18 protein-coding genes and 2 pseudogenes are annotated in these 23,792 nt (G+C 46.2%); 11 read left to right on the plus strand and 9 right to left on the minus strand.

Annotated features, from left to right (window positions below):
* Window positions 1-174: 174 nt before the first annotated feature.
* The 3 genes from CMR00_07990 (at window position 175) to CMR00_08000 (ending at window position 3,290) form a co-directional block, all read left to right on the plus strand.
* Window positions 175-2,253, plus strand: coding sequence for a hypothetical protein (locus CMR00_07990; GenBank protein ID PIO47816.1), 2,079 nt, complete (start codon window positions 175-177; stop codon window positions 2,251-2,253).
* Window positions 2,210-2,536, plus strand: a complete 327-nt coding sequence (locus CMR00_07995; protein PIO47817.1) for a histidine phosphotransferase — start codon at window positions 2,210-2,212, stop codon at window positions 2,534-2,536. The genes CMR00_07990 and CMR00_07995 overlap by 44 nt, the downstream gene beginning before the upstream one ends.
* A 97-nt stretch (window positions 2,537-2,633) precedes the next feature.
* Window positions 2,634-3,290 carry a hypothetical protein gene (locus tag CMR00_08000; GenBank protein PIO47818.1) on the plus strand — a complete coding sequence of 219 codons (657 nt, stop codon included), beginning with the start codon at window positions 2,634-2,636 and terminating at the stop codon, window positions 3,288-3,290.
* A 175-nt stretch (window positions 3,291-3,465) separates the two neighbouring features.
* On the opposite strand, the gene CMR00_08005 is transcribed toward CMR00_08000, so the two are convergent.
* The 5 genes from CMR00_08005 to pstB all read right to left on the minus strand — a co-directional run bounded on the left by CMR00_08005 (window position 3,466) and on the right by pstB (window position 10,049).
* Window positions 3,466-4,779, minus strand: coding sequence for a ribosome biogenesis GTPase Der (locus tag CMR00_08005; GenBank protein PIO47819.1), 1,314 nt, complete (start codon window positions 4,777-4,779; stop codon window positions 3,466-3,468).
* A gap of 16 nt (window positions 4,780-4,795) precedes the next feature.
* A complete protein-coding gene (locus CMR00_08010) occupies window positions 4,796-5,473 on the minus strand; it encodes a hypothetical protein (GenBank protein ID PIO47820.1) in 678 nt (225 codons plus the stop codon).
* On the minus strand, window positions 5,445-7,415 hold the full coding sequence (locus tag CMR00_08015) for a hypothetical protein (GenBank protein PIO47821.1): 1,971 nt from the start codon (window positions 7,413-7,415) through the stop codon (window positions 5,445-5,447). The genes CMR00_08010 and CMR00_08015 overlap by 29 nt, the downstream gene beginning before the upstream one ends.
* A complete protein-coding gene (locus CMR00_08020; GenBank protein ID PIO47822.1) occupies window positions 7,412-9,046 on the minus strand; it encodes a hypothetical protein in 1,635 nt (544 codons plus the stop codon). Before CMR00_08020 ends, CMR00_08015 begins: the two co-directional genes overlap by 4 nt.
* 109 nt (window positions 9,047-9,155) lie before the next feature.
* Window positions 9,156-10,049, minus strand: coding sequence for a phosphate ABC transporter ATP-binding protein (gene pstB / locus CMR00_08025; GenBank protein PIO47823.1), 894 nt, complete (start codon window positions 10,047-10,049; stop codon window positions 9,156-9,158).
* 237 nt (window positions 10,050-10,286) lie between these two features.
* Between pstB and CMR00_08030 the strand changes: the two genes are divergently transcribed.
* The gene (locus tag CMR00_08030) at window positions 10,287-10,607 is read left to right on the plus strand and encodes a QacE family quaternary ammonium compound efflux SMR transporter (protein ID PIO47824.1); all 321 of its coding nucleotides are present in this window, start codon (window positions 10,287-10,289) and stop codon (window positions 10,605-10,607) included.
* An 18-nt stretch (window positions 10,608-10,625) separates the two neighbouring features.
* On the opposite strand, the gene CMR00_08035 is transcribed toward CMR00_08030, so the two are convergent.
* The gene (locus CMR00_08035) at window positions 10,626-12,131 is read right to left on the minus strand and encodes an alanine glycine permease (GenBank protein ID PIO47825.1); all 1,506 of its coding nucleotides are present in this window, start codon (window positions 12,129-12,131) and stop codon (window positions 10,626-10,628) included.
* 222 nt (window positions 12,132-12,353) lie between these two features.
* On the opposite strand from CMR00_08035, the gene CMR00_08040 reads away from it, so the two are divergent.
* From CMR00_08040 to CMR00_08065, 6 genes are read left to right on the plus strand one after another with little or no spacing between them, the layout of a single operon-like run.
* Window positions 12,354-13,688: a hypothetical protein gene (locus CMR00_08040; protein ID PIO47826.1), complete on the plus strand. Its 1,335-nt coding sequence runs from the start codon at window positions 12,354-12,356 to the stop codon at window positions 13,686-13,688.
* On the plus strand, window positions 13,486-15,180 hold the full coding sequence (locus CMR00_08045) for a hypothetical protein (protein ID PIO47827.1): 1,695 nt from the start codon (window positions 13,486-13,488) through the stop codon (window positions 15,178-15,180). The genes CMR00_08040 and CMR00_08045 overlap by 203 nt, the downstream gene beginning before the upstream one ends.
* Window positions 15,167-16,363 (plus strand): hypothetical protein, encoded by a 1,197-nt coding sequence (locus CMR00_08050; GenBank protein PIO47828.1) that lies wholly within the window; start codon window positions 15,167-15,169, stop codon window positions 16,361-16,363. Before CMR00_08045 ends, CMR00_08050 begins: the two co-directional genes overlap by 14 nt.
* A gap of 2 nt (window positions 16,364-16,365) precedes the next feature.
* A complete protein-coding gene (locus CMR00_08055) occupies window positions 16,366-16,896 on the plus strand; it encodes a hypothetical protein (GenBank protein ID PIO47829.1) in 531 nt (176 codons plus the stop codon).
* A gap of 1 nt (window position 16,897) precedes the next feature.
* Entirely contained in the window at window positions 16,898-17,179 is a 282-nt protein-coding gene (locus CMR00_08060) for a hypothetical protein (protein PIO47830.1), read from the plus strand.
* 20 nt (window positions 17,180-17,199) lie between these two features.
* Window positions 17,200-18,150, plus strand: a complete 951-nt coding sequence (locus tag CMR00_08065) for an ATPase (protein ID PIO47865.1) — start codon at window positions 17,200-17,202, stop codon at window positions 18,148-18,150.
* Between the two features lie 421 nt (window positions 18,151-18,571).
* Here CMR00_08065 and CMR00_08070 read toward each other — a convergent pair whose 3' ends face one another.
* A complete protein-coding gene (locus CMR00_08070) occupies window positions 18,572-18,976 on the minus strand; it encodes a hypothetical protein (GenBank protein ID PIO47831.1) in 405 nt (134 codons plus the stop codon).
* On the minus strand, window positions 18,963-20,450 hold the full coding sequence (locus tag CMR00_08075) for a hypothetical protein (protein PIO47832.1): 1,488 nt from the start codon (window positions 20,448-20,450) through the stop codon (window positions 18,963-18,965). The genes CMR00_08070 and CMR00_08075 overlap by 14 nt, the downstream gene beginning before the upstream one ends.
* 255 nt (window positions 20,451-20,705) lie before the next feature.
* Here CMR00_08075 and CMR00_08080 point away from each other — a divergent pair.
* A pseudogene (locus tag CMR00_08080) lies at window positions 20,706-22,834 on the plus strand (AAA family ATPase).
* Between the two features lie 6 nt (window positions 22,835-22,840).
* Here the strand turns inward: CMR00_08080 and CMR00_08085 are convergent.
* Window positions 22,841-23,759 (minus strand): annotated as a pseudogene (locus tag CMR00_08085) (exopolyphosphatase).
* Window positions 23,760-23,792 lie beyond the last annotated feature (33 nt).

Below are 23,792 nucleotides of genomic sequence, written 5' to 3' on the forward strand. Positions count from 1 at the left end.
AAGAAGTTAGCTTGTAAGGTAAAAATTGATCTGAGTTGTGCACTTACTCATTGGCCATCCTTTGCTTCAAGTCCGGCTTCAAGCAGACTTGCAACAGCGCTGCCGCATACCGTGCCAATAACTCTGCTTCAGTGAAAATTTGCGTGCACATATTCTTTCAAAAGAAGATACACGATGAACATGCACGAGTCTGATTTACATTCGCTTATCTTCATTCAGCGTGCTTTGCTTAAAGACAGTGAGGGCTGCTTGAACGATGTGTCAGAGAAACTTGCTGAGAGGCTTTCCCTTAATGCGGTCTCAATCTACGATGCTTCGCCTCATTCCGATAGCTCAGTGGCTTTTCATCGTGTTGGCAGCACGCAAAAGAGGTCTGCTTCGCTGCCTGCCGCTTGTCTTCCTTCTACACTTAGTTCGGAGCTAAGCCAACGTCTTAGCAAAAGAGAGACCGTGGAAGCGTTCGAGGAACAGGCTTTCATGCTCTACATTCCTTTTTGCCATGAGCAAGACATTTTAGGGTGCCTGCTACTTTGTGGCACTGCCACGCATCGCAACACGCTGTCTACTTCACCTTTAGTGCGTGCTGTTATAGACTCGCTTGGCGATTACGCTCAGCGCAAACGTGCAGAAAGGCTGCACCTGCGCTCACCCTCTGATGCACTCCCTTCGCATACATTAGCGCTCGATGCTTCGCTTGCTCAATCCATCTTTCTTGCCAGCATTAGCCATGAGATTCGCACACCAATGAATATCATGCTAGGCATGAGTGAGCTTTTGCTTGAGACACCGCTTTTGCCCGAACAACTTCACTATATTGAAACTTTCCGCCACGCTGGCACTTCACTGCTTAAACTCTTGAACGACCTCATTGAACTCTCTAAAATCGAGCCAAACCCGCTCGAGATTCAGGCATCTACCTTTTCTCTTTTCTGCACTTTGAAATCACTCACAGAAATGGCGTCGGCAAAAGCCAAAGGAAAAGGCCTCGACTTGCACATGCGACTTGAGCCCAATGTGCCCGATCTTCTTCTTGGCGATGCCAAACGTGTTCAGCAAGCGCTACACTATTTGCTCGAGCATGTTATTAAATCCACTAAGCAAGGCAATCTTGAACTTTGCGTAGCGTTAGAGGCTACTCAATCCGACAGCGCAACACTACGCTTTGAGATAGCAGACAGCACGATTGGTATTGCAGAGCAAAAATTCGGCATCATTTCTGATCACTTCGCGCAAGCTGATTCATCTCGTCTGCTTCAGCATGGTAGCGCTGGACTTGGATTAGCGATTTGTAAGCAACTTGTCGATTCAATGGGCGGCACACTCTGGACAGAAATCAAACCGAATCACAGCCGTTGTCTTTGTGTGCACCTTACCTTTCGCCTTCCTAACAAACAGGAAAGTGTCGCGCAAGCACTTGAAGATAAATTCTTTCTTTTTGCAGATAGCGACCGTACCAGTCGGAACTTGTTACACACTTATTTCAGCCACAAAGGGCTGCACGCCGTTTTTGTCAATACCTCTGACGAAGTGCTGCAGACGCTGCAAACTCTTATGTCTCAAGGTCAAACTTGCGCCGCCATTCTTGTCAACTCTCATTTACCTGAGAAAGAACTCTGCGCAATATGTGATACGCTGACTGCGATAGCATCGCATACTACTATCGTTTTTTACAATGCTCGTCGACAAAGCGACATCCTGCGTTTAGAGCGGTTTCCAAATGTCTATCTCTTGCATGCCACTCAGTTCAATGAATTTGACTTGATACTTCAAAAAATTCTTTCTGCTTATCAGACCCAAAACACCATGTCTTCTTCAGCATTATCTTCAATAAACACTGTTTTACCTACGCCAAAGCCGCTTAAAATTTTGGTCGTCGATGATGGGCACGACAATCAACTTTTAATCAAAGCTTTCTTCAGAAAATTGCCATTTGAACTCCATATGGCGGAAAATGGGCGTACGGCTCTCAAACTTTTCCAAGAACAGCAATTTGATCTTGTACTGATGGATTTGCAAATGCCCGATCTTGATGGTTACGCTGCCACAGCTGCTATGCGCAAGTGGGAAATGCAGCATCAAAAAATGAAGACGCCGATTATTGCTCTTTCTGCCTTTGCGCTGCAAGAGGAAAAAGATCGCGCGCTCAAAGCAGGTTGCGATGCATACCTGACGAAACCTGTCAAAAAAGACGCCTTGCTTAAAACGATTTATGCGTATTGCTCAGGATATGAAGAAAATCACCGTGCATGTTGATGCGGAGTTGCAAGACATTGTGCCCCTGTTTTTAGAAAACCGACGCGCGGATGTCGCAAAACTTACTCATGCCGTACAAAATGGCATGCTTACTGAAGTCTATTCTATTGCCCACAACCTTGCAGGCACAGGTGCAGGCTATGGCTTTGAGGAAATTAGCCTCATCGGGCGCGCCATGTGCGATGCACTTAAAATGAATTACCTCGACGCGCTTCCTCCGCTTATCTCTCGCTTGCAGACTTATCTTGACGCGGTTGAAGTTGTTTATAGACCCTCAGAATAAATTTTCTTCTACTTTGCAACGATTCGTGCACTTCTCTTGTTAAATCGTCCAAATCGACCAATGCAAAAAAACGGACATATAAAACGGACCTATTTTTATGAAAGAGAGATTAGACAACTCCACACAACAGCACTCCTGCTACCGCACTTCATCACGCTCTCAGAGTACTTCTGCCACCGTTGCAAAGTCTGAACTCTTGAAAGAGTCAGTCTTTAATGCTACACTGTTTAGTGGGCTCTGTGCGTTTTTCTGTCTTATTTTTTCATTTCACTGGCAAGGTGCAATTTATGGCGCAACCTTTGGGATGCTTTTTGGTACACTCTGCTTCTGGACTACACGCATACTCACTCGGCATCTCGGCGATGTATTTGGTAGTATTCTCCTCTATGGGTTTGCAGGTACTGCCTCAGGTGCACTTGCTGGCGGACTTACAAAAGTTATCTGCACGCCAATTGCTTCCATCGTCCTTGATGCTATCTACGGCAATACAATTGGCGAACCCGAGCGCGCCTTCTACGCAATTGTCTATGCTGGCTTCTTGGGCGGATTCTTTGGTTTAGCGCAAGCCTTGTTCTTTGATGGTTCTCGTGCTATTGATGCTGCGGAAGGTAAACCTATTGTCATCAAAACAGAATTAGAGGAGAAAAAGCCGAGTGTAGAGCCTACACCGCCGAAAAAGACTACACCATCACTCAAGCCACGCTACCGTGTGCCAAAAGAACTTGTCAGAGAAAGTTTTTTTAGTGAGAATTAAGGTCGCATCCGCCATGCTTTGAGTTGCAGCAGTTTGTTTTTGCGTGTCAGACATCACTGATGCTGCAAGTCTCAAGATGCCCATGTCTATCTGCATGGGCTTTTTTCCTTTCACTTCAAATTGCTTTTTATCGGTTTTTACTTTGCTCTCGTGCCTGTCATCATGTTTCGCCACTTCACTTCTGTCTGAATTGCACCTCAATCGGCACCCCTCTGAAGCCGAACTTTTCTCTGATGAGGCGCTCAACAAACTTTCTGTAACTTTCTGGCACTAGCTTCGCATTGCCTGCATAAAAAGCAAAGAGTGGCGGCTCAACTGCAAGTTGTGTAATGTATTTGACTTTGATTTCCTTACCAGATTTTGACCATGGTGGTGAGCGCTGAATTTCTGGCAGCAGCATGCGGTTCAGGAGACTTGTCTCAATGCGTGTGCGACGTGCTTCCCAAATTTCCTTTGCAAGGTCAATGGCTTTGAAGACACGCTGCTTCGTTACTGCTGAAACCGTAAGGACGGGCAAATAAGACAGCGACTTTAACTCTGCGGCGACAGCGTCTCTAAACACCTCTGCGGTTTTTGCGTCTTTTTCAATCAAATCCCATTTGTTGATAGCAATTAGCGCCCCACACTTGCGCTCCAACGCCATGTTGATAATACGCAGGTCTTGCTTTTCAATGCCTTGTGTGGCATCGATTATCACAATTGCCACATCAGCGCGTTCTAAGGCTTTCTCTGTGCGCGTGGTACTAAAAAATTCTACGTCTTCTTCTACCTTGGCACGTTTGCGCAGTCCTGCTGTATCAATCAAGATAAAGTCTTGTCCATTTCGTTTGAACGCGCTGTCAATAGAATCACGCGTTGTACCGGCAATCTGCGTTACAATCTGGCGCTCTTCGCCTAACACCGCATTGACAAAACTTGACTTACCTACGTTTGGGCGCCCCACCACCGCTAACTTCACCACGCTAAATTGACTTTGCTCCTTTTCAGGCAGTGATGGAAAAGACTTTACGATATCGTCTAAAAGTTCTGCGACCCCGAGCCCTTGCTCACCAGCAATAAAATATGGCTCGCCTAAGCCTAACTTTCGGAATGCTTCCGCATCGGCACGCAGCACATCGCTATCGACTTTGTTTACAGCAAGATAGACTTTCTTCTGGGCAGCTTTTTTGCGCAACAGGTCGGCAACTTCGACATCAACATCGGTGATTCCAGCGCGCACATCGCATACGAAGATAATCGCATCAGCTTCTTCTATTGCCAACATTGCTTGTGAAAGCACTGCACGGCTGATTGCATCTTCTTCTTTGGTATAGCCACCTGTATCCACCAAAAGAAAGGTTCGCCCACACCAGTCTGCATCAAGCACATTACGATCACGTGTAACGCCCGGCTGATCATCGACAATCGCATGCCTTTTCCCTATAATGCGGTTGAAGAGCGTCGATTTGCCGACATTTGGGCGACCGATTATCGCCACAGTTGGCTTCATGCTTCAAGACACCGCATTAGTTGAATTCCACCTCAAAGCGAGAGCCGCTGGCAGCATCTTTGCTAACAAAAATTTTAGTCTCAAATTGTTCATGCAGTTTATCCAGATGGGTAACGATGAACACTTTCTCGAAGTCGTCTTTGACAACATTAATCGCTTCAAGCATAGCATCTAAGCCCTCCTTATCTTGTGAGCCGAACCCTTCGTCAATCACAAGCATTTTAGGACCGAAACCATGCTGCGCTGTCAGAAGTTTGCAGATGGCTACACGTAAAGCAAAATCCATACGAAATCTTTCTCCGCCTGAAAATGTGTTGTAATCGCGCACTGCTCCGCTTGCGTCACTGATATAAATATCCAGAGACTCCACAACTTTCTCGTTTTGCTGCTGGCGTCTTGTTTCAATGTTCAACGCAAGATGATTGTTAGTTAGGTTCTGCAAAATGCGATTTGCTTCTTGCTCAATAAGGGGCACAGCTTCTTCAATCAAGACGCTTTGAATACCTCTTACGCCACAGACTTCTTCTATGTATTTGTAAAGCTCTATCTCTTCTGCATTTGCACTTTTTTCGCGCTTTTTTTGCTCGAGTTCTTCCCGCCTCTTTTCAAGCTCGTTCAGACGCTCTTGTAGAGAATTTACTTTCACTGTTTTGTCTGTTATCTCTTTATTGCAGTCGTTGAGACTTTCTTGCAGTTTTAACTTTCTTTTTCTCTGAGATTTTGAGTGCTTCCACTTCTTTTCTCAAGTCTTCTACTTTTTTTTGCACCTTATCTTTTTTACTCTTGAGTTGCTCTAGTTCATCTCTGAGCTCAACAATTTTTTTGGTGCATTTCTCCAAATTTTGTGCGGCAGTTTTGATTTTCTCGAGCTCTACAGGTACTTTGGCTAATTTCTCCAATTGCTTTCGTAGTGCAGCATGCTGCTCTGCATTATAGCCCAGCGCACTGAGTTCATTTTGCAGACTGGTCTCTTGCTGCTTGAGTTCTGTAGCAAAACTTTCCGACTGCAATTGTTCGCGAAGCACTTTTATTTTCTGATCTGATTCTGCCAGCATCTGACACGTTTGCCGCAGATTTTCCTCGGAGTGCTCAAAATTTTCTAACACACTTGTAGCACGTGCAATTTTGTTTCCAATCTCTTTTGCATCTTTCTCATTTTTTTCTCTCTCAGCGATAGCTTTCCTTATGTCTGCAATTTTGAGCTCAATCTCACGCGCTCGCTGATTTAGCATGTCACTTTCAGTTTTGAGTGTGCGGTACTGTTCACGGTAATCTGTCAGCACTTTTTCTCGTCGCTCTGGGGTCAGCTCTGAATGACAAACAGGGCAGTTCGTTTCCTTGAGTTCTTTGAATGCTTTACCTTTTTCTTCAATCTCGCTCATCTGTTGCTTACAGCTCTGCACTTTGGCAGCAATTGTACCGCTTTCTTTAGCAAGATTTTCTGCATCGCTGCGTAGCTTAGGCAAATCAGCAATCATACCTTGCAAAGTGTTGAGCTTTTCTCGAAGTTGCGCAAGTTCTGTTTGTGCTTCGTGCTTACGATTGATTTCGTTTTGGTATCGCGCTTCCTCTTTTCTCAACATCTCGAGGCGCTGCCACTCGCTTTTTATCTCTTGCTCGAGGTTTTGACGCGCAAGCTGAATCTGACTTTGCGTGTCTCGGAGTTTCTCTCTGAGTCTGCGATAGTGCTCAGCCACACCCTCGAGAGCATTTAATTCAGCTTTGAGTCGTTCATATTCTTTTACATCTTGTTCAACCTGCTCGCGCTTGGAGAGCTCTTCAGTTAGTATGCTTTTTTCTCGTTCCTGCTCTTCGATTTGCTTCTGGCGCTCCTCTGCCTGAGTCTCGATATAGCGTAAATGTGAGCTTTCAGTGGCTAAATCAATTTCTTTTTGTTTGATCTCTTCAAGTTCTTTTTCACACTGTGCAAGTTCATCATCCAGTTTTGCTTTTTGCTGCATAAGTTCTGATAAGCGTGCCTGTGCAGCATCAAAGTCTTGTCTTACTTTTGGCTCCTCTTCAAGTTCACGCCCTAATAGTTCAAGGTACGGTGTCAGTTGTTCATCTTTTTGCTCAAATTTTTTGCGTCTCTCTTTTGCAGCCTCTGCTATTTTTGCATAACGCTCAATCTGCAGAATTTCCGCAAGAATTTCTTTGCGCTTTGTGGGACTTTGCACCGTAAATTCATTTGAACGCCCCTGCAGTAAAAACACAGAGTTGATAAAGGTATCGTAAGACACGCCGACAACGCGCAAGATTTTCTCACTGGTTTCTCTAATATTATTTCCACTTAGCGGCATGAATTGTTCTCGTTCAGCATTCCAGCAAAAAAATTCTACGCTTTGTTGTGCAGTATTTCCTGAGCGTCTTGCAGTGCGCACAATTCGGTAGAGTTCTTCATCTTTTTCAAACTCCAATTCTACTCTTGCTTGTTCTGCACCCTGTCGAATTACGTCTCTATTTCTGCCACGAGGGCTTTCGCCCCAGATACACCATGCAATAGATTCTAATAAACTTGACTTACCTGCACCATTTTTTCCTACAATACAAGCTACATGGAATTGGTCAAAGTGCAGTTCGCAAGGCTCTTCACCGTAAGAGAGAAAGTTTATTAGACGTAGTCGCTTTGGAGTCATGACTGTGAGGAATTTAGGGTTTTGTTGAAATGTCGGTCAAAGACTGTATCAGTAAGCTTCACAGCTTCCATAGAATATTCATCAACGTCGTAACGACGAAACACTTCTTGGTCGAGATAGAGCGAGGCTTCGCGCCAAGTTTGTTTTTGATTGAGCGCCGCAATAGCTTTTTCATAATTTTCTTCACTGCCTTTGAAGACGCGCTTGATGATTTTCTTGCGGTCGCTCAGGGTAATCATCATGCGCAAATCTTTGAGTTCACTTTTCGTGCTTGGTGGCGGCACCACTTTCACAGGCAGCAGTGCGCCCTGCGCTCGATGAATGGATTTCGAGCTCTCTTTTGGACTTTCCTTTAGACTTTCAGGGCTGCTCTTAGTGCTGCTCTCTGGCGACACTTGAATTTGTGAGCTCGTTTGTTTAACAGGCTGGTGCTGCTCTTGTTGCAGGCTTGGTGGGCTTTGCAGTTTTGCACTGTCTGTTGGCGCTATCACCTTACTAGGCAGCGCTGCAAACTCTGCTGGTGTTGGAGCACTTTCTGCTTTTGCCGCAATAGGTGCTGGCACGGGGTCTTGTGTAGGCGGCGCCGGCAAAGCACCCTCTTTTGATGCTGGGTCTGCTGATAGCGTTGGTGCAGGTACAGCTGGCGGATTTGTTTCTGCGGTCTCTTTGAGCAAGGCTAAGCTTTGTAGATGCGTGCCCGACTTTGGGAGTGTAGCGTCAGCGAGAGTTTGCGGCGTGCTTTCTGAGACGTTTTGCGTCTCTGTGTCATCGATCTGTATCGCATTGAGCAGATTTTCATCTAAGAGATTGCGCGAGAGATGCGACATCAAGGTTTCTTCAAATTCAGGTGAGACTTTGATGGTCTTGCGCTTGCGCAGCAGCGGTGTAATGTCGCCTTCAAAGAGCCAAATCATATCATCTTTTGCAATTGCATCAATGCCATGCTCACGCAGTTGGGTCAACAGGCTCAGTGGGGCTAAGGCATCTTTTTCTCTTAGGAAAAGCTGCAGCTCGCTGATAGGCACTTTTGCTTCGCCGCCCAGAAAGTAGAAATCGCAGAGCGGCTCCAAGAGATGCGCCCATTCTGCTGGAGAGTATGTTGCACATACTTTTTTGTCAATCTCACTAATGAGTTTTTCGAAGCGCTCTTCTGGTAGCGACTCGATTTGCTTTTTTGCAAGGTACTTACGCAGCACTTCGGAGAGATAGGCATATTCCACAAATGGCTCTAACATTGCGCTGAGCGCCTCAACTTTGAGTTCATAACTCTCTGCGTAGAGATACTTTCCAAGAAAATGCTGTGGACGTACAAGATATTCTGCAGTCAAACGTGCGGTGCGTCTTAGTAGCTTTAGGCAATCTTCACGTGTCAGGACGGACAATTTTGCAGCATTATCTGCCAGCGCATTACGCAAGGCTTCTAGCGAACTATGACCAAAGAGAAATTTTTCGGATTTAAATCGGCGCAATTCTTCGCGCGCTTCACGGCGCAGTTCGACAAAAAAGAGATTCTTGAACAGTGCAGGGAATGGCAAGAGTTGTAGCGCTGAATAGGAAATTTCGGAGAGCTCACCTAAGTGCAAAGCAAGTCTATCGGCCACTTTGTCGTAAATCGGCGTGGTGCTGTTCATAGTCGATAAGGTTATTTTTTTAAAATACAGATCTGCACTAAAGCTGCATGATTGCAAGCTCATGCGCGTTAGTTGTGGGTACAGGAATCTTACGCTATTGCGTGACTTCTTATCCGAAGCGACCTAAAATGTAGTCTTCGGTAATTTTTTGTTCAGGTTTCGTGAAGATTTTTTCGGTCGAGTCATACTCGATCAATTCACCTTGCATCATAAACGCGGTACGGTCACTCACACGGGCAGCTTGTTGCATGTTGTGCGTTACAATCACAAAGGTATACTGACCTTTCAACATGTCAATCAAATCTTCAACTCTTTGCGTGGAGATAGGGTCTAAGGCAGAGCAGGGCTCATCCATGAGAAGAATTTCGGGCTCAGTTGCTAATGCACGTGCGATACACAGACGCTGCTGCTGTCCTCCAGAGAGCCCCATTGCATTGCTTTGCAACCGATCTTTGACTTCATCCCAAAGCGCAGCTTGCTTAAGCGATCGCTCGACAATCTCATCGATTTGCGACTTTGTGTAGCCCCCAATAAGCCGTAAGCCAAAGGCAACATTTTCATAGATTGATTTAGGGAACGGGTTTGGCTTTTGAAACACCATCCCGATACGACGCCTCAACATATTTACATCAACTTGTGGTGCATAGATATCCTCACCCTCAAAGAAAATTTTGCCCTCTATACGCGCTGGATATGAGACTTCATGAATGCGATTGATGGATTTAAGCAGCGTAGATTTGCCGCAGCCTGATGGACCAATCAGTGCCACAACCTCGCCGCGCTTGACCTCCATCGTGATACCATGAAGTGCAGCCTTGACACTACTGCCGTAGAAGAACTTGAAGTCCTTGACACTCAAAATTACTTTGTTCGACAGGCGATTAGTGTGCTTTACCTTATCAGATTCGGCACGGAAAACAGGCGTATTATCCACAGCTGGTGGATTGGTTTGGAACACGGGCGTAACTTTGGGCTCCGAAGATTGTGAGTCGTTCTGCAGCATAACATTTTTAACTTGGTGAGACTGAAGATAAACAAAAATTTGGCTTTTACATGTAAAATTTGTGTTGCTGAATTATTCTTGCACTCACCCTGCTGTCTTTCTTTCTGGAAACGAACTCGACGCTCAAGACGTTAGCGCATGGTGATTTTTTAGCAAGCTGAGTTGTACCGAAAGTTTTTGAAACCACTAAAACCTAAAACAGACACTTAAACAAAAACTTCATCGCATATCACGCATATGGCTTGGCTTATTCTTATTGTCGCAGGCTTGTTTGAAGTCGGCTTTACCACTTGTATGAAACTCTCCAATAATTTCTCCGACTGGCGCTGGACCGCAGGTTTTCTTATCTGTGCAACACTGAGCTTTGTTTTTCTTAGCAAAGCTGCACAAACCCTGCCGCTTGGTACAAGTTATGCGGTTTGGACGGGCGTTGGTGCTGCAGGTACTGCGCTTATCGGCATTGTCTTCTTCAAAGAATCGTCAGATTTCTGGCGGCTGTTTTTTCTCCTAACGCTTATTGCTTCTATCATCGGTCTGAAATTTGTCTCATCAGAGTAATGCCGTTGCGACCTTGCTTTACTTGAAGCGCCTAATTTCTCCGCTCTTTAGACGCGCCAGATAAGACTCTAAATCGCGTTTAACTTCTGGCGCAAGAATATACAGCCCAATGATATTGGGGAAACTCATTGCAAAAATCATTGCGTCGGAAAAGTCTGTTACCTTGTCCAGACTCATCGTGGAGCCGATAACAATAAAGACACAAAAGAGAATTTTGAAGGTCAGGCTTGTTGCTTTCTTTTCACCAAAGAGGTATGTCCAGGCTTTTAAGCCGTAGTAACTCCATGAGAGCATGGTAGAGAAAGCAAAGAGGAAGACAATCAGTGCGAGCAGATACGGAAACCATGATAGCACGCTTGCAAATGCAGCGGAAGTCAGTGCCACACCGTTCATATCACTTGGCGCATTGAATCCTGTAACTACAATCACCAGTGCGGTACAAGTACAGACAACTACTGTGTCGATAAATGGTTCTAAGAGCGCCACAATCCCTTCCGTAATTGGCTCATCGGTTTTGACTGTTGAATGTGCAATGGCTGCTGACCCGATGCCAGCTTCATTGGAAAACGCAGCACGACGCACGCCTTGAATCATTGTACCTAAGACGCCTCCTGCTACGGACTCTGGCGCAAACGCCCCCGAGATAATTAGCCATAACGCCCGTGGCACATCAGCAATATGCACTATCAAGACCACAAGTGTTGCTAGTATGTAGATTCCACACATGATTGGTACGATTTTATCCGTCACGCGCACAATAGATTTGATACCCCCAATAATCACCAGTCCGACCAGCACGGCTGTTATCAAGCCAAAGAGCCATCCATAACCGAGTAAAACACTTTCTGATTCGCCCGTGATGACTACAAATTGCTTGAAGGCTTGATTGACTTGGAACATATTGCCTGCACCCAATGAACCGCCGACACACATGAGCGCAAAGAACGTCCCCAAAAACTTCCCGACCGCTGCTTGATTGCGCACAGCAAGCGCTTTGCTTAGGTAGTACATCGGACCGCCCGACACACTACCATCGTCGTTGATAGTGCGATACTTGACGCCCAGCGTGCACTCGACAAACTTAGAGGACATCCCCAGCAACCCCGCTAAAATCATCCAAAATGTTGCACCTGCACCACCTATGGACACAGCAATAGCTACGCCTGCAATGTTGCCCAGCCCAACTGTCCCTGACAGCGCCGCTGCAAGTGCCTGAAAGTGCGAGACCTCACCTTTCTGCGTTGGATTGTCATAATCACCACGCACCAGTTCAATGGCATGTTTGAAACCACGAATGTTGATGAATCCCATGTAGAACGTGAAGATAGCAGCACCGCTAATTAGCCAAACAATGATGAGTGGCAAATTCACTTCACCCATCGGAACCGCATAAAACACGACACTTGAGACGGCATCCGTCAGCGGTGCTACAGCTTCATTGATGCGTTCATCTATGGATTTTTCAGCATAAAGTGTGGAGGCAAAAAACAAAATGAAAGAGACGATGAAGCCTAAGCTTCGCATCAAGTTTTTTTCGACATCCGTTTAGGTTGTTTTGCGATAGATTTTTTGTGTCCATCAATATAATTATCTTAGTTTTTATCTGCAGTCTTTTGTCGCCCTGATGCATTCCGACAGAGATTCGACACAAAAAAATTCTTTGTATTTTCAAGTTTTTGGCAATAAGCAATTATATTCAGAGCAGTTTTAAATTTCAACAATCTACAAAAACCATTTGACCGTTTGATGAAACGTCCTATTGCGTTGTTTCAAGCCACTTTTAGTTTATTCTTGATCCTACTTTTGGTAGGATGCGCTACCCCAAGCGTCACTCTGAAACTTGCTCCACCAGAGGAGACTGATTTGGAACTTGTACCTGTTGATGCCGAGAAAATCGCTTACCTTGATTCACTGAGCCGTGCAAACGCCCTGGCACGCCAGAAGCAAGTCAGTGCGCTTGCTCGAGCTGAAGAAAAAGAACAGCGCAAGACAAAGTCGTTGAAGCTGGCACGTGTCAAACTGCTTGCGGAACTTGCCGAAAAACAACATCAAGAAAAAAACGAAGAGATTGTTACCACACTTACTGAAGCCATTGAACTTATCGCTGAACTGATAGAGTACGAAGAGTTGGAGCGTGATTTTAATTTTAGCTGGATGGCTTTTCGTTTGTTACAACTTTACGATGAACATGTTTTTCCGCTTTCGCAGTTAGATACTGATAATCCTGCACTTGCACTTCGGGAGCGACTGCTTGGCAATGCCGAACACATTGAGATTGATGAGCAACTTTTTTCTGGACTGCTTTTGCCCAAAACGCAAATTCCGCTCGAGATTAACGCGGAGGTCAAAAAATTCATTACATACTTCTCAAAGTCCCCAAAGATGAAAGAGATTTTTCAGCGCTATTTAGAGCGAGCGGCACTTTACTTCCCGACAATGGAGCGCGTCATTGCCGAAGAAGGTGCACCACCTGAACTGATTTATCTTTCTATTGTGGAGAGCGGTGTAAATCCGCATGCACGTAGCCGCGCTAATGCGATTGGCACTTGGCAGTTTGTCAAAAGCACAGGTCGGCTCTATGGTTTGGAAGGCAATAAGTGGTTTGATGAACGGCGCGACCTTATCAAATCCACGCGCAGTGCCATGCGGCATCTTAAAGATCTTTACCAAATCTATGGCGATTGGTATCTAGCACTTGCAGCCTACAATGCTGGTCCTGGGCGAGTCAATAAAGCCTTACGCAAATCTCCTCAGAAACGTGATTTTTGGTCGCTACGCAAATACTTTCGCCGTGAAACCCAGCAGTATGTACCACGCTATATTGCAGCGACACTTATTGCGCTGAATCCAGAACGGTTCGGCTTTGAGCCGATGTATTATGCTAAGCCGATTGAATACGATGAAGTCTCCGTGCCCGACTGCATCGCACTCTCCACCATTGCTGAATATTCAGGCGTTTTTGCTCGATACACTTCAATTTTTGAATCCAGAGCTCTTCAAAGCTATCACGCCACCTGCTTACCGCGGCTACAAGCTCAAAGTGCCAAAAGGATATGCTGCAACTGTTGCCGCTGCAATTGAGAATATTCCTATTAGCGAGCGACTCTATTTTATTGCGCACAAAGCCCAGCGCGAAGAATCTTTGATGACACTTGCTAAACAATATCACGTTTCTGCTGATGCCTTAAAGCAATTCAACGAGCTCAAAAGCTGGTCTGTACCAAAAGGCAGTGTCGTGATGATTCCAACCACGTTTGATGTCTTTCAGACGGTTAGCTATTCCCTGCGCGACCTTTCTGACGATAGTCGAGAAGCGCGTTATCGTGTTCGCTATCGTAAGCGCTATGCCATGCGCAAACGCTACAAGAAACGCTCCACGCTGCGGTGCTCACGCCGCCCTCTGCCCCTTTGGTTCGCTAACACATGGGAAAAATGTGCGCCTTTTCTGATTTACAGAAAAATTCGATTATGGAGTTTTAACTCAACTTGCTCTAGCGTGAGGCAATTTGCGGCGCACAAAGTCTTTTGGAAACCGTTTGTTTTCCTGCTACTCACGTTTTCATTCAGCGCATGCAGTCCTGACGACAAAAGCCCAATCGCCAATCTTTATCACGAGTTTACGGCTTACTTCAATGCGTATTACAACGCAACAGTTGAATATGAAAAAGGCTTGAAAGCCATGAAAGGCTCGGTCAGCTATGACCGCAATGCCCGCCTGCAGATTTTTGTCTCACTTGAAAATGCGGCGCAAGGCAAGCAGTTCTTTGATCGCGTCATTGAGAAAACTGCCCTGGTTATTAAAGCTCACCCGAATAGTTCAATTGCTGACAATGCTTTGCTCTTGATGGGTAGAGCGTATTACTACCAACGTGAGTTTGCTGCTGCAGAGCGCAAATTCAAGGAAGTGATTTCAAACTACACCGACAGCGATGTGTTAGATGCTGCCACGTTTTGGTACGGCAGATGCCTTGCACAGCAGCAACAGACCCTTCAAGCTAAAGAGATTTTAGGTTCAGTGATTGCTTCACCGAGAACGAGTGCAGCGGTGCGCGCTGATGCACATTTTGCCCTTGCCGAACTTGCCATACGTGATGAAGCTTTTCAAGAAGCCATTAAGCAAATTGAGCTTGGCTTGCCACTTGCCGTTGATATTGAGCAAAAAGCACGGGCTGCCTTTGTGCTCGCACGCATCTATGACCAGCTTGGAGATTTCAAGAGTGCGGCAACCTATTATCAAGCGGTGTTAAAGCTCAATCCCGACTTTGAGCTTCAATATGCGGCACTGCTTAGCTATGCGCTCGACTTGCGCGAACAAAAAGAGTATGAAGCTGCAGAGCGCGTTCTTCTTCGCATCTTGGGCGATGATAAATATCTTGACAAATTTCCTGAAGTGCGTTACGAACTAGCACAGTGTTATGAGCTACAAGACCGCTTAGGTAAAGCGTTAGACCTTTATATCGAAATTATTCGTCGGCATAAAAAGACAGAATTTTCAGCGCGCAGTTATTTGCGCTTGGGGCTTATCAAGCAAGAGATTTCACGCGACTACGCTGCTGCACTTGCGTTTTTATGACAGTGCCAAAGTTGAGTTCAATCAAGGTGAAGTCGGCAAACTCATTGAGGAATCCGTAAAGCGCATGGAGAAAATCTTAAAACTCTATGAAAGCCGCTCTGCTCTGGATAGTACCTTGCGCTTGGGTATTGTTAAGGGGGATACACGCACGGAGCGTAAGCGTGTTGATACCACGGCACTGCGTGAGCGTCGCACCATGCCGCGCACTCGACGTGACTACCGCCGCAGCGTTTTTCTTGAACTTGGCGGCATTGAGAGTTTTAGTGATTCAGCAGAGGTACGCACAACCATCAAACGCCCAAAAATCACTTTTGCAGCGGCACGCGATAGCGCCACCTACCTGCGCTATAAGCTCGACTACATCGATTATTCAGCTGAAATTGCCAACTTCTATCAGATGATTTTACCCATTGCGGATTCTGCAAAAGCGTGGTACCATATCACACTTTCGTATATTGACGACAGTTTGCACACTTTTCCAGATTCCTTGCAGAAGAAACTCCTTGCTCAAAAAGCACCGCTTCTTTACGCGTTAGCCGAGGTTTATCGCGCCGAAGCGCAACGTGCACAGCAAGATTCGCTCTACAAGCTTATCTTAGAGAAATTCCCCCAAAGCAAGTATGCCGAACGCATCCGTGAATATTTTGGATTGCCACCGCTTGTGGAAGAGACGGCTGATGACCGGCGTCTCTATGCACTGGCTCTCTCCAAATTCGAAGATGGCGAAAAGACACTTGCGCTACGCACTTTGGATTCCTTGATGCACGTTTTTCCACGTTCTGCACTCTATCCCAAAATGCTGTTGCTCAAAGGCTTAATCTATGAAAAACAGGCTTTAGCCGATTCTGCTATATCGGCTTACTCTACCTTGGTAAAAAATTTTCCGAACTCCGAAGAAGCACGCTCCGTTCAAGCAAAATTAGAGGTTGTGCAGCAAGCCAAAGCTACAAAACCTGACTCACTTTCATCACAGGTGAGGAGCAGCAACGACACAATAACCACCGATTTTATGAACATTAAGAAACCAGACACGACACTTGCACTGCCACGCGCGAAATCAACCGACAAGAAAGACTCGTTACTTGCATCGCCTTACTCACGAAGAAAAGAAAGACACGATACAACACTTTTGCGCCCCCGCTCAAAACGAACTATTTTGCGCGACACTTCAAACATCAAATAATTATGATGCATCACATGCCTAGCGCCTCACTTGTGCGCGATGAATACGTAGAAGTTGTAGAGAATCTCCGCCTTACCCCTAGCCTCAACATCCTTTCGCTACATGCACCGTATTTTGCTTCAGTTCTCAAGGCTGGGCAATTTCTTGAAATCAAGACCAGTGAGTCGCTTATACCGCTCTTACGTCGTCCATTTAGCATTCATCGCATTGATGGGGAACGCATTGAAATTATGGTCAAAGTCTTTGGCATTGGCTCACGCCAACTCTACGATGCCGAAAAGGGCACAAGGCTGCTTACACTGGCACCGCTTGGGAAGCCCTTCGGCTATGAACGCGATGATTTTGATGTCGCGTTGCTGGTCTCCGGCGGCATTGGTGTTGCTCCGATGGCGCTACTTGAAGAAGCCTTACGTGCACGCAGCAAAGAAGTCTACAATTTTGTTGGTGCTCGCACAGCTGAAGAGCTTGTTACGCGCTATCTCTCTAATGTAGAAGTTAGCCACAGACGACGGCTCCTTGGGCTACAAAGGTAATGTGGTTTCACTGCTCTCGACACGGCTCTCAGCGTTTAGTGGCAAACGGGTGCGCATCTTTGGGTGCGGCTCAAATCGCATGCTAGATGCACTTTGTACATTTTGCAACGCAAACGGTCTTGCTTGCGAAGTCTCAATTGAATCGATTATGGGCTGTGGGATTGGGATTTGTTATGGCTGCCCTATTCGAGTGCGTGATGAAAACGGCACGGTGCATAACAAGTTGCTTTGTCAATACGGCAGTGTCGTCGATGCGCGCGAGATTGTTTTTGACGATTTTTAACTCTAATGAGAGGTCGTGCCATGCAGCTGAGCGATCCTGAACTCAAACTAATTATCATTGGCGGTAAAGGTGGTGTTGGCAAAACCACCGTTGCCGCTTCGCTTGCCCTTGCACTCTCAAAGTCATTTAAGACAATTGTGGTCTCTACTGACCCTGCGCACTCACTTGCCGATAGTTTTGCACAAGTGATTGGCGACCGCATCACGAAGATTGATGCCACAGCAACTTGCTACGCTTACGAACTCAATGCTGAACGTGCCTTCAAGGATTTTATCGCTCAGCACGATGCTGAACTGCGCCTTATCATGGATACAGGCACTTACTTCGATGAAGAAGATATTGACATGCTGATGAACCTTGCTTTGCCCGGCATGGACGAAGTGATGGGTCTTAAAGCGATTATCGATCTGATTGAACAAGGTGACTACGACAAATACATCATTGATACAGCACCAACTGGACACGCTTTACGCTTGCTGATGATGCCTGACCTTTTGGACAATTGGGTAAAAGTTTTTGCGAAGTTACGCTGGAAATACCGCACTGTTGTCTCCACATTCAAGGGCAACTATACGCCTGATGCTGGCGATGACCTTTTGCTTTCTCTTAAAAAGGCGGTCAAACGCATTGAGAGCACTTTGAAAAATAGCACTCGCTGTGAGTTTTTGCCTGTAACGATTCCGGCAGAAATGGCGATTGCAGAAACGCAGCGTTTGGTTCAGTCACTGCGTCAGTATGGCATTGCGGTGCGGCGCTTGATTTTGAATCAAGTTGTGATGCAGAAAGGCACGGATGCGCTGCTTGCCGCAAAGTATGACGAGCATCGTGCTCTCAGACAGCGAGCTTGTGAGTTATTTCATGACCTTGAACTTATTACGATAGGGCTGCAGCCCACGGAAGTGCGCGGAAAAGAAAAGCTGGAGCATTTTTCGCGATTTATTTTCCAGCTTCAGTGCTTTGACTTTGCTTAAACTGCGCTGCAAGTAAATGCGTGTGTCTTTGTAGTTTTCATCACCAATTGCCATGAAGTTTTTGTAGGCACTCAGAAAGTCTTTTCTATCAAATGCGGCTCTGGCAGTTTGATAGAGTTGCTCTTTTTCTGCAGCGGAAAGTTGCGGTGGCTGTTCTTTATCTTCTTTTTCACGTTGTGCAGCACGTGCTCGACGACGTGCGGCTTCTTCAGCAGCACGTCGTGCTGCCTCTTCAGCTTCTAATTTAGCCTCTTCATATCCCCTATTGGCTTCAGCTAGTCCCTGCTGCGCTTCTTGCGATTCTGGATAGGCACTGAGCACTGCGCTAAACGCCACTATGGCTTTCTGAAAGTTTTTTGCTGCTAGTGCGCTCCTACCAGCTGAAAGATTTTGTTCTACATGTTGTTGAATCTCGGCATTGTTACTCGACAGAAACTTTTTTGGCTTCGCTGTTTTCAGGCTCAAGGCGTTGGAGTTTGCGGTAGAAGCCCACTTGAGCAAGAAAATCATTTTTTGCTTTGGCATCTGCTACTGCACTTTGTAGCATTTGCTTTGTTTCACGATAAAATTGTGAGATTTCAAGTAGCTTGTCTTTTGCAGGTTGATACTTGTAGTTTTCAAGCAGAAACTCAAAGTCAGCTTTAGCTTTTTGGAGCGTTCGATGCTCAAAGGTTTCTTTGCCTTTCTCAAATGTACTTAGGGCACGGTTGTAGATAATCTGAATTTTTTCTTCTTCTGTAAATCGGCTCTCCCACTTTGAGATGGATGCACAGCCGATGGCGAAAGTGCCAAGCATAATCATTACCACTGCTCTAAGACACTTCATCGTACAGTACGCGATAGATTGTAACAGCATAGAGTTTATTTTTGAGTAAGAGCGTAAAGGGTTCACTGAGCATCACACTGCCTTTTGGCAAATGGTTAGCTACCTCTTCAGCGATGAGAATTTCATCAGCTTTTGCTACGCTGCAGAGGCGCGCCGCCGTATTGACCACATCGCCAATTGCCGTAAAATCCATCCGTTCCGCACTCCCAATATTTCCTGTTACAGCTACGCCTGAATTGATTCCGATACCAATGCGTAACCTACTGAAGGCTTCCTCTGCCTTGAAAATCGGCTGCAGTTTTTCTTGTATTGCAACTGCCGCAGCTACCGCACGCTGCTCTTTGGCACTGCCTCTAAAGACAGCCATCACTTCATCGCCCACGAATTTGTCAATGTCACCACCGTAACGCTTGATAATTTCTACTTGCAAATTCAGCAGTCGATTTAGCCGTGCTATGACATACTGCGGTTCATTTACTTCCGCAAACGCTGTAAAGCCGCGCACATCAGAAAAGAGCACACAAATCTCTTCCTTGAGTCCATCCTGCACTGCATCATCTACACCTGCCTTGCGAATCATTCCAAGTGTTGTCTGTGAGACATACCGGCTCATCATCAAGCGCTCTTTTACTGCAATCATCATTTTGTTGAACGAATCTGTTAGTTCGCTGATTTCATCATTGCCTTTCACAGGCAGAGGCTCAAAGATACCTTTGCTGACTTGCTTTGTTCCATTGTTGAGTATCTGCACGCGTTTTACAAAGAGCGCTGTAACGATACCTAAGATGACAAGCGCGACCAAAAAACCTGTTGAGCCGATAATGAGCACTTGGCGCTGTTTGCGCTCGACGAGTTCATTGATATGATCAATCGTGAAGAGCAATCGACTATAGCCCACAAAGATGTTCTGCCCGTTTGCTTCGTAGAAAAGTTTCTTGGTAAGGTAGATTTTATTGCCAATCTTGACTTTCTCATCTGCTTGCAACTCCAGCGCATTCCACAAGCTATCGGATGCTACGGCAGTATCACTTATTTCTTCTCCACGCACATTTTGATAGACATAAAACTGACGCTGCGCATCAAGAAAGAAAATTTCTTCTAAGCCATCTAACTTAGAATTAAAGACTTCTCGCACAAATGCACGCAAGACAAGTTTGTCTTGATCGCCTGTTGAGAGCGCCTCTGCCCCGATGCTGTTCATTGTCTGAAAGGTTGTCATAAAGTTCTTTTCGGAGAGGCGAATCAATTCCTCTTTTTCAGAAGCAAAGATTTCAAAAATGATATAAGAGAGTGCTGCAAGGAAAATAGAAGAGAAGGTCAATAGGTATTTCTTTTGCAAAGTAAGGCGTACAAAGCTTTCTTGCTGGCGTCGTAGCGCCGCATTTAGGTTGCTTTGCCATGCTCGCAGCAAGCCTATCTCAGCTTCTATTTGTTCTTCTTCAAGTTTTTGTCTGTCAAGTTGCTGTTGGGTCATAGCACGCGGCGCAGATTAACGCGTTCTTAAGTTGCTGGTCTTTTCTCGTCACTTAGTTTTCTACAATTAGAGCAGTTCCACAGCAATCAGATATTCGTTTTTTGAGCCCTGTTGCAGTGTCTTAACTGTTCAAAAAATATGAAGAAGGAATAGCTTGTGTCGTTTGAAGATAATAAAAATAATTTGTGCCTTACTACTCTATTTCTTGAGGGCACACATTAAATTTGCTCAAAATTCAGTTCAACTTTTTTTGTTATGGAAACCACCGAATCAGAAGTTGCCTTCAAAGTCAAGGAAGGTCTTGCTAAAGATGTTGGACGCAGCATTGCGCGTCTTGACCCTGAAGATATGAAACGCCTCGGCATTTCTGGAGGCGATATTATTGTGCTGCTTGGCAGACGCCAGACCCTTGCCAAAGTCATGCCATGCTATGCTGAAGATCGGGGCAAAAAAATCATCCAAATTGACGGTGTGCTGCGTGAAAACGCACAGGTTGGACTTGATGAAAAAATCAAAGTCGAGAAAGCCACAGTTGTGCCTGCATCGCGCATCATCCTGCAACCGCTCTCTGGTCCGATGCGCACCGATAAAGATGCGCGCTACATTGCCTCACTCCTTGACGGCACGCCTGTGATGAAAGGCGATCGCATCAGAACTGTATTCTTCGGCATTAAGCCGTCAGAATTTCGTGTCTTAGCTACACAGCCTGAAGGCGCTGTCCTCATCACTACCAATACACAGATTCGCTTAGAACAAGAGAACGCTGCAAAAGAACCTTCACTGGGTGTTTCATATGAAGATATCGGCGGTTTGGGCAATCAGATTCAGCGCATTCGTGAGATGATTGAACTGCCGCTGCGCTATCCTGAACTGTTCGAGCGCTTGGGCATTCGTGCGCCAAAAGGCGTTTTGCTCTTCGGTCCACCCGGCAGTGGCAAGACACTCATTGCCCGCGCTGTCGCCAACGAAACCGATGCTTACTTTACCAGCATCTCGGGTCCAGAAGTGATGGGCAAACTCTACGGTGAATCGGAAGCGCGTCTGCGTGCCATTTTCGAAGACGCCTCTCGCAAAGCGCCTGCAATTATCTTCATTGATGAAATTGATGCGATTGCACCAAAGCGCGAAGATATTGGCAGCGAAAAGCAAGTCGAAAAGCGTGTGGTCGCCCAATTGCTCACACTGATGGATGGCTTGTCTGGACGCGGACAAGTGATTGTGATTGGGGCAACGAATTTGCCCAATGCACTCGATCCTGCCCTGCGTCGCCCCGGACGTTTGACCGAGAAATTTCTATCCCGATTCCTGACCAGCGTGGTCGATTGGAGATTCTCAGCATTCACACACGTGGCATGCCGCTTGCTGAGGATGTCTCACTTGAAAAATTAGCTGAACTCACACACGGTTTTGTCGGTGCAGATTTGGAAGCCTTAGCACGTGAAGCGGCTATGTCTGCTATCCGCCGCATCTTGCCTGCAATTGATTTAGATAAAGCTGAAATTCCATATGAGACGTTAATGTCGCTAGAAGTTACCATGGACAACTTCCGTGATGCGTTGCGCGATGTGGAGCCTTCCGCAATTCGCGAGGTCTTCGTAGAAGTGCCAAATGTACGCTGGGAAGATGTCGGTGGCTTAGAGACGATCAAGCAGGAACTTATCGAGGCTATTGAATTTCCGCTGCGCTATCGTGAAGTCTATGATCAACTTCGCATCAAGCCACCCAAAGGCATTTTGCTCTACGGCGCACCTGGCACAGGCAAAACGCTGCTTGCAAAAGCTGTTGCCTCACAGACCAGCGTTAATTTCATCTCCGTCAAAGGTGCAGAACTGCTCTCGCGCTATGTCGGTGAATCGGAACGTGCGGTGCGTAACATTTTCAGAATTGCTAAGCAAGCTGCCCCTTCGATGATTTTCTTTGATGAAATCGATGCGCTTGCTCCGCGACGCAGTAGCGCCAATTCAGAGGTTGCTGATCGCGTCGTTAGCCAACTTCTTACTGAGATGGATGGCATTGAGGAACTCAGTGGTGTGGTCGTGCTTGCTGCCACGAATCGCATTGAACTGATTGATAACGCACTTTTGCGCAGCGGACGGTTTGAATTGCAGTTGCAGTTACCTCTGCCTGACCAGAGCGCGCGACTTGCTATCTTCAAGGTTCATCTTAGAGACAAACCGCTTGAGTCCGAACTTTTGCCGATTGAACTTTCGCTGAAAACCGAAGGCTGCTCGGGAGCCGACATTGAATTTATCTGCCGTAAAGCCACCATGCTTGCAGCCCGTGATTTTGTCTTGAATCAGTCTCAGGGCAAATTGCTCATCACCATGCGCCATTTTGAGCACGCGCTACAGGCTTTGCACTTGCCAGAACGTGCAGCAGGATAACTTGGGTTATCCATCTTTCTTGATGCGCTCAATGATTTGCGCAATTTTTTTCATCGGCTTGAGCATGCGGCAATTGACAAGTACCAGCGCCGCGGTGACCGCCGCCTCCAAAACTTGCCATCAAAGCCCCAACATCCGTTTTGGACGTGCGATTAAAGATGTTATGACCGACTGCTACAGCGACAAACTCGCCTTGCTTGCCATCCATGATGAGCACTGAAATATTTGCTTCTGGAAACAGGGTGTAGATCAGGAAGCGATTGCCCACCGGCGCTTGCACACCACGAAAATCCGTAATTACCACATTTGCTTCTTGACGCGAATGCTTAAGCAACGCTTCTTTGAAGGCTTGTTCATTTTCTTGGTATCGCTTGATGCGTGCTTTCACATCGGGCATTTCCAAGATTTCTTCGACGGAATGTGTTGCTATCCAATCCACGAGCTTGTACATCAACTCCTTGTTGCTGATTTCATAATCATGCTGCTTGCCTAAGCCTGTTCGCGGATCCATAATGTAAGACAGAAGCATCCAGCCTTTGGGATTTGTTACATCTTCTGGTGAAAGTTGCGCAGCATCGGATTTATCGACTTCTACCAGCAACGGCTTGAAGCGTTCCAGTTTTTCACCCTTGCCTTGTGCAGTATAGTAGTCAAATACCACACGCGCCGCACTTGGCGCCACATCATACCGACCTCTAAAATACTGGTCTTCATTGCGAACCACTTCACTGCTGTGGTGATCGAACCACATTGCCGCATCAGGGTGATAGGGCAGATTTGCTACAATATCCTGACTTGTTACTTTGATTTTGCCGTCTTGCATATCCTTGGGATGACAAAATTCAATCGAGTCAATAGGCTCTACTTGTTTGAGCAGCACCGCGCAGACCAGACCGTCAAAGTCTGACCGTGTAAGAAGTCGCATAAGTATTGGTTTGAGTTAAAATTGCCTTAACTC

Source organism: [Chlorobium] sp. 445, from assembly GCA_002763895.1.
In the GTDB taxonomy this organism is placed as follows: domain Bacteria; phylum Bacteroidota; class Chlorobiia; order Chlorobiales; family Thermochlorobacteraceae; genus Thermochlorobacter.